Source organism: Streptomyces sp. NPDC059853 (assembly GCF_042731495.1).
Lineage (GTDB): Bacteria > Actinomycetota > Actinomycetes > Streptomycetales > Streptomycetaceae > Streptomyces.
Window position 1 is genome coordinate 1 of sequence record NZ_JBHWJL010000282.1, and the last position, 6,823, is coordinate 6,823.

5 protein-coding genes are annotated in these 6,823 nt (G+C 72.5%); all 5 read right to left on the bottom strand.

Going from position 1 to position 6,823, the window contains the following annotated elements:
• Positions 1-25 precede the first annotated feature (25 nt).
• A complete protein-coding gene (glgP, locus tag ACFV5N_RS22695; RefSeq protein WP_385602837.1) occupies positions 26-2,569 on the bottom strand; it encodes an alpha-glucan family phosphorylase in 2,544 nt (847 codons plus the stop codon).
• 89 nt (positions 2,570-2,658) lie between these two features.
• Positions 2,659-3,798 carry an ABC transporter ATP-binding protein gene (locus ACFV5N_RS22700; RefSeq protein WP_385602840.1) on the bottom strand — a complete coding sequence of 380 codons (1,140 nt, stop codon included), beginning with the start codon at positions 3,796-3,798 and terminating at the stop codon, positions 2,659-2,661.
• Positions 3,795-4,805 (bottom strand): ABC transporter ATP-binding protein, encoded by a 1,011-nt coding sequence (locus ACFV5N_RS22705; RefSeq protein ID WP_385602846.1) that lies wholly within the window; start codon positions 4,803-4,805, stop codon positions 3,795-3,797. The genes ACFV5N_RS22700 and ACFV5N_RS22705 overlap by 4 nt, the downstream gene beginning before the upstream one ends.
• A 5-nt stretch (positions 4,806-4,810) precedes the next feature.
• Positions 4,811-5,761 carry an ABC transporter permease gene (locus ACFV5N_RS22710; RefSeq protein ID WP_385602843.1) on the bottom strand — a complete coding sequence of 317 codons (951 nt, stop codon included), beginning with the start codon at positions 5,759-5,761 and terminating at the stop codon, positions 4,811-4,813.
• A complete protein-coding gene (locus tag ACFV5N_RS22715) occupies positions 5,761-6,765 on the bottom strand; it encodes an ABC transporter permease (RefSeq protein ID WP_385602849.1) in 1,005 nt (334 codons plus the stop codon). The genes ACFV5N_RS22710 and ACFV5N_RS22715 overlap by 1 nt, the downstream gene beginning before the upstream one ends.
• Positions 6,766-6,823: the final 58 nt, after the last annotated feature.

Below are 6,823 nucleotides of genomic sequence, written 5' to 3' on the forward strand. Positions count from 1 at the left end.
CCTCCGGCCGCACGCCGGGGAAGGGCTACCGGAGCAGGATGCCCGCCTCCTCCGTTCCGTTGTCCCGGGGCAGCGCCGTCAGGCCGAGTTCCGGCCGGGTGGCCAGCAAGGGGTGGGCCGGCAGGACGCGGACCGTGTAGCCGAACGGGCCGGGGTGCGGCAGCGGGATGTCCGCCGTGTACGTCCAGCGGCCCTCCAGGTCGGGGCCGCCGTCCGGCTTCAGCGGGATCGGTTCGGCGTCCACCAGGTGGTCGCTCTCGTCGACGCGGCCGGTGAGCGCCTGCACCTCGACCTGGGCGGGTTCCAGTTCGCCGAGCCGGATCCTGGCCCGCAGCGGCAGCGTGCCGCCCAGGACCGGGGGTTCCTCGCCGGTCTCGACGTGGTCCACCGCCACCTTGGGCCACTCGCCGCGCACCCGCTCGGCGTACGCCGCCAGTTCCCCGGCCGCCGCCGCGTCCATCGCCCGGTGCGCCCGTGCGGCGGGCGCGTACAGGCCGGTCACGTACTCCCGCACCATCCGGTCCGCCAGCACCTTCGGGCCCAGCCGGTCCAGGGTGGCCCGCACCATCTCCAGCCACCGGCCGCGCCCGCGCGCGTAGAAGCAGGGGGCGACCCGCTCCTCGATCAGCCGGTAGAGCGCCGCGGCCTCCGCCGCGTCGCGCCGCTCGGGGTCGCCGCCGGCGAGCCCGTCCGCCGTGGGGATCTCCCAGCCGAAGTCGGGCTCGCACCACTCGTCCCACCAGCCGTCGCGCACCGAGAGGTTGAGGCCGCCGTTGAGCGCCGACTTCATGCCGGAGGTGCCGCACGCCTCCAGCGGGCGCAGCGGGTTGTTGAGCCATACGTCGCAGCCCGCGTACAGGCCGCGGGCCATGGCCATGCCGTAGTCCGGCAGGTACACGATCCGGTGCCGGACCTCGGGGTCGTCGGAGAACCGCACCAGTTCCTGGATCAGCCGCTTCCCGCCCTCGTCCGCCGGGTGGGCCTTGCCGGCCACCACCAGCTGGATGGGGCGCTCGGGGTGCAGCAGCAGCGCCTTGAAGCGTTCGGGGTCGCGCAGCATCAGGGTGAGCCGCTTGTAGGAGGGGACGCGCCGGGCGAAGCCGAGGGTGAGGACGTCGGGGTCGAGGACATCGTCGATCCAGCCCAGCTCGCCGTCGCCCGCGCCGCGCTGCCGCCAGGAGTCGCGGAGCCGGGCGCGTACCTCGTGCACCAGATTCTCGCGCAGGCCGCGCCGCAGCTCCCACAGCTCGGTGTCGGTCAGCCGCCGCGGGTCCCCGGCGCGCAGCAGCGCGTCGGCGGTCCAGGTGGGGGCGTGGACGCCGTTGGTGACGGAGGTGATGGGCACCTCGTCGGGGTCGAAGCCGGGCCACAGCCCTGCGAACATGTCGCGGGCCACCGCGCCGTGCAGGGTGGAGACGCCGTTGGCGCGCTGGGCGGTGCGCAGGCCGAGGACGGCCATGTTGAACTGCGGCTGGTGCCCGGGCTCCGGCTCCTGCGGTTCGCGGCCGAGGGCGAGCAGGGCGGCGGGGTCCAGGGGGCCGAGTTCGCCGCCGGGGCCCAGGTGCTCGGCCACCAGTTCCTCGGGGAAGCGGTCGATGCCGGCCGGGACGGGGGTGTGGGTGGTGAACACGGTGCCGGCCCGCACCATGCGGGTGGCGGCGTCGAAGCCGATGCCGAGGGCGTCGAGTTCGCGGATGCGTTCGGGGCCGAGGAACCCGGCGTGGCCTTCGTTCATGTGGAAGACCTCGGGCTCGGGGTGGCCGGTGATCCGGCAGTAGGCGCGCAGGGCGCGCATGCCGCCGATGCCGAGCAGCATCTCCTGGAGCAGCCGGTGTTCGCTGCCGCCGCCGTAGAGCCGGTCGGTGACGTCGCGTTCGGCGGGGGCGTTGCCGTCGACGGCGGAGTCGAGCAGCAGCAGCGGCACCCGGCCGACGGCGGCCTGCCACACCCGGGCGGCCAGGGTGCGTCCGCCGGGGAGGGCGAGGGTGACGCGGACGGGGCTGCCGTCGTTCTCGGTGAGTTCGGTGAGCGGCAGTTCGCGGGGGTCGAGCACGGGGTAGCTCTCGCGCTGCTGTCCCTCGGCGTCCAGGGTCTGGCGGAAGTAGCCGTGCCGGTAGAGCAGGCCGACGCCGATGAGCGGGGCGCCGAGGTCGCTGGCGGCCTTGAGGTGGTCGCCGGCCAGGATGCCGAGCCCGCCGGAGTACTGGGGCAGGGCGGCGGTGATGCCGAACTCGGGTGAGAAGTAGGCGACGGCCCGGGGCAGTTCTCCTTCGGCGTGCTGGTACCAGCGGGGTTCGGAGAGGTAGTCCCGCAGGTCGGCGGCGGCGACGTCGAGGCGGCGGACGAAGCCGCGGTCGGCGGCGAGCGCGGCGAGCCGGTCGGCGGTGACGGACGCCAGCATCCGTACCGGGTCGGCGCCCGAGCGCCGCCAGCCGTCCGGGTCCACGGATCTCAGCAGGTCGCGGGTGTCGGGGTGCCAGGACCAGCGCAGGTTGAACGCCAGTTCCCGCAGCGGTCGCAGTGGCTCGGGGAGGACGGCGGTCACGGAGAAACGACGGATGGCCTTCACGGTCCGAAGGTATCCGGGCATCGGGGGTGGTTGGGGTGGTTTCCGGCGCATGACGCAGGAAACCCCCACCAAACCACCCCCGGGGACCATCAGGAGGGGGTACCGGCGGCCCTTTCCTCCGGGTCCGGGTCCGTGCCCGTGCCCGGTTCACTGCCCGTGCCAGGGTCCGCGCCGGGTTCGCCGAGTGTGCCGGTGTCGACCAGCACCGGCGGCGCCAGCTCGGAGGTCGGCTGGAGGGAGCCGTCGGCGATCTCGGCGGCCCAGTGGCAGGCCACCCGGTGGCCGCCGCCGATGTCGGCGAGCGCGGGGCGCTCGGTGTCGCACCGGGTGGGCTGCCGCCACGGGCAGCGGGTGTGGAAGCGGCAGCCGGCCGGCGGGTTGGCCGGGGAGGGCAGGTCGCCGCGGAGCAGGATGCGCTCGCGCCGGTCCTCCACCTCCGGGTCGGGCACCGGCACGGCCGACATCAGCGCGCGGGTGTACGGGTGGCGGGGCTCGGCGTACAGCGCGTCGGATGGCGCCTCCTCGACCAGCGAGCCCAGGTACATCACGCCGATGACGTCGGAGATGTGCCGTACCACCGCCAGGTCGTGGGCGATGACCAGATAGGTCAGGCCCTCGGACTCCTGGAGTTCCTCCAGCAGGTTGATGACCTGGGCCTGGATGGAGACGTCCAGCGCCGAGACCGGCTCGTCGCAGATGATCACATCGGGCTGGAGGACCAGGGCCCGGGCGATGCCGATGCGCTGCCGCTGCCCGCCGGAGAACTCGTGCGGGTAGCGGGAGAGCGCGCTGTGCGGCAGCCCCACCTTGGTGAGGATCTCCTTGATCCGCTCGCGCCGCTCCGCGCGGTCGGCGCCGATACCGTGCGCCGCCATGCCCTCGGCCAGGATCGACTCGATGTTCTGCCGGGGGTTCAGCGAGCCCAGCGGGTCCTGGAAGACCATCTGGAGCCGGCGTCTGGCGCGCCGCATCTCCTCCTCGGGCAGCTGGGCCAGGTCGGTGCCGTCGAAGACGACGGAGCCGGAGGTGATGTCGGTCAGCCGCAGCACGGCGCGGCCCAGGGTGGTCTTGCCGCAGCCCGACTCGCCGACCAGGCCGTAGGTCTGGCCGGCGGTGACGGACAGCGACACGCCGTCGACCGCGTAGACGTGGCCCACGGTGCGGTCGAAGAGGACGCCGCGTTTGACGGGGAAGTGCACCTTCACGTCGTCGAGTTCGAGCAGGCTCACCGGTCCGCTCCTTCCGTGCGGGGCGGCGCCACCGGGTGGACGCAGCGCACCCGGTGGCCCGCCGTGTGCGGTTCGGTCAGCTCGGGGGTGCCGGTGAGGCACCGCTCGGAGTAGAAGTCGCAGCGCGGGGCGAAGGCGCACCCGTCCGACCAGGCGATGGTGTCCTGGATGGAGCCGCGGATCGGGTTCAGCGGTTCGCCGCGCGGGGCGTCCAGGCGCGGGATGGAGCCGAGCAGCCCGTGCGCGTAGGGGTGGGTGGGCGCGGCGAAGAGCGGCTTGCGCTCGGCGGCCTCGACCACCTTGCCCGCGTACAGCACGTTGACCCGGTCGCACAGTCCGGCGACCACCCCCATGTCGTGGGTGATCATCAGCAGCGCGGTGCCCTGCTGGTCGACGAGTTCCTTGAGGAGTTCGAGGATCTGCGCCTGGATGGTGACGTCCAGGGCCGTGGTGGGCTCGTCGGCGATGAGCAGCCGGGGCGCGCAGGCCACGGCCATGGCGATCAGCGCGCGCTGCCGCATGCCGCCGGAGAGCTGGTGCGGGTACTCCTTCAGCCGCCGGGTGGGGTCGGGGATGCCGACCCGCTCCAGCAGCAGCGCGGCCTCCTTGCGGGCGGCGTCGCCGCGCAGCCCGCGGTGCCGGGTGAGGATCTCGGTGACCTGGAGGCCGATGGGGATGACCGGGTTGAGCGAGGACAGCGGGTCCTGGAAGATCATCGCCAGCTTGCTGCCGCGCAGGTCGCGCAGTTGCTCGCGGCCCAGGCCCAGCAGGTCGGTGCCGGAGAAGTAGGCGTGGCCGCCGACCGTGACGCCCTTCTTGGGCAGCAGGCCCATCAGGGCCAGCGAGGTGACGCTCTTGCCGCAGCCCGACTCGCCGACCAGCCCGGTGACCTGGCCCTGCGCCACGTCGAACGAGACTCCGGAGACCGCCCGGACGTCGGTGCGGCCGCGCCCGGTGAAGGTGACGGTGAGGTCTTCCACGCTCAGCAGTGGTGGTTGTGGAGACATGGTCATCAGCTCCGCAGTTTCGGGTCGAGTGCTTCGCGCATCGCCTCGCCCAGCAGGGTGAAGCCCAGGGCCGTGATGATGATGCCGAGCGCCGGGTAGAGCGCCATCATCGGTGCGTGGTCGAAGTACGGCTGGGCCTGTACGAGCATGACGCCCCATTCGGGCTGGGCCGCGTCGGGGTTGCCCAGGCCCAGGTAGGACAGGGCGGCGGCTTCGATGATGGCGGTGGCCAGCGCGAGGGTGGCCTGGACGATCACCGGGCCGAGGGAGTTGGGCAGGACGTGCGCGGTGACGATGCGCCGGCGCCGTACGCCCAGCGAGCGGGCGGCGAGCACGTAGTCGGAGCCGGCCTGGGCGAGCATGGAGCCGCGCAGCAGCCGGGCGAAGACGGGGATCTGGACGACCCCCACCGCGATCATCACGGTGGTGAGGGACTGGCCCATGATGGCGGCGATGGAGACGGCCAGCAGCAGCGAGGGCAGGGCCAGCACCATGTCGATGAAGCGCATCACGGCGGTGTCGATGCGCTGTCCGGTCTTGCCGCCGAAGGCGAGGGCGGCGCCGGAGAGGCCGCCGATGAGGGCGCCGACGGTGAAGCCGAGGAGGGTGGCGACGACGCCGACGAGCAGGGTCTGGCGGGCGCCGACCAGCATCCGGGAGAGCTGGTCGCGGCCGAGGTGGTCCAGGCCCAGCCAGTTCTCCGAGCGGGAGCCGATGAAGATGTTCTGGTTGATGAACACCTCGCCGCGCCACTGCTGGAGCGGGTTGTACGGGGCGATCCAGGGTCCGACGATCGCCAGCAGGACGAAGACGCCGATGATGACGGCGCCGATGATGGCCATCTTGGAGGAGCGCAGCCGGCGCAGGGCCTCGGTCCACAGGCTGGCGCCGCCGGTGGTCTCCCGCTGGGCGGTCAGCTCGGCGAGCCGGTCGATCTTTGCGGTCTTGGTACTCATCAGTGCACCCGCACCCTCGGATCGATGAGGCTGTACGCCAGGTCCACCAGCAGGTTGATGACGACGTAGAGCAGCGCGATAAACATGATGAAGCCCATGAGGACGGGGTAGTCGCGGCCGTCGATGGCGGTGCGCAGGAAGTTCCCGATGCCATTGAAGGCGAAGACGGATTCGGTGAGCACGGCGCCGGACAGCAGTTGGCCGGTGAGCAGGCCGATGGTGGTGACGACCGGCAGCAGCGCGTTGCGCAGGACGTGCCGGGCGCGGACGACCTGCCGCCGCAGGCCCTTGGACTCGGCGGTGCGGACGTAGTCCTCGCCGAGCACTTCCAGGACGCTGGCCCGGGTCATGCGCACGATGATGGCCAGCGGGATGGAGGCCAGGGCGAGGGCGGGCAGGACGAGATGGACGATGGCGTCCCAGGAGGCGTCGAACTCGCCGGTGAGGATGCCGTCCAGGATGCGGAATCCGGTGACCTCGGTGGCGTTGATGTCGTTGGACTGCCGTCCGACGCTGGGCAGCCAGCCGAGGTTGACGGCGAAGACGGACTTGAGGAGGAAGGCGAGGAAGAAGACCGGGATGCAGATGCCCAGCAGGGAGCCGGAGACGGCGCCGACGTCGAGCCAGGTGCCGCGGCGGGCGGCGGCCAGGTAGCCGAGCGGGATGCCGATGACGACGGCGATGAGCAGGGCGGTGAGGCCGAGTTCGACGGTGGCGGGGAAGCGGGTGGTGAACTCCTCCCACACCGGGCGGCCGGTCTGGACGGAGGTGCCGAGATCCAGCTCGGCCAGGCGCCGCAGGAAGCGGCCGTACTGGACCCAGACCGGCTGATCGAGGCCGAGGGCCGCCTCGATCTGGCGGCGGTCCGCCTCGGTGGCGCGCTCGCCCAGGAGGGCGGCGGTGGGGCCACCGGGCAGCCGGTTCAGCCAGAGGAACAACAGCACCGACAGACCCGCCAGGGTGGGTATCAGCTGGAGCAGCCGGCGCACGATGAGACGCAACACCTTGAGGTCAACGCCCCTTTCTTGCTTGTCGGACCACACCGCCGCCGCCCGGCCACGG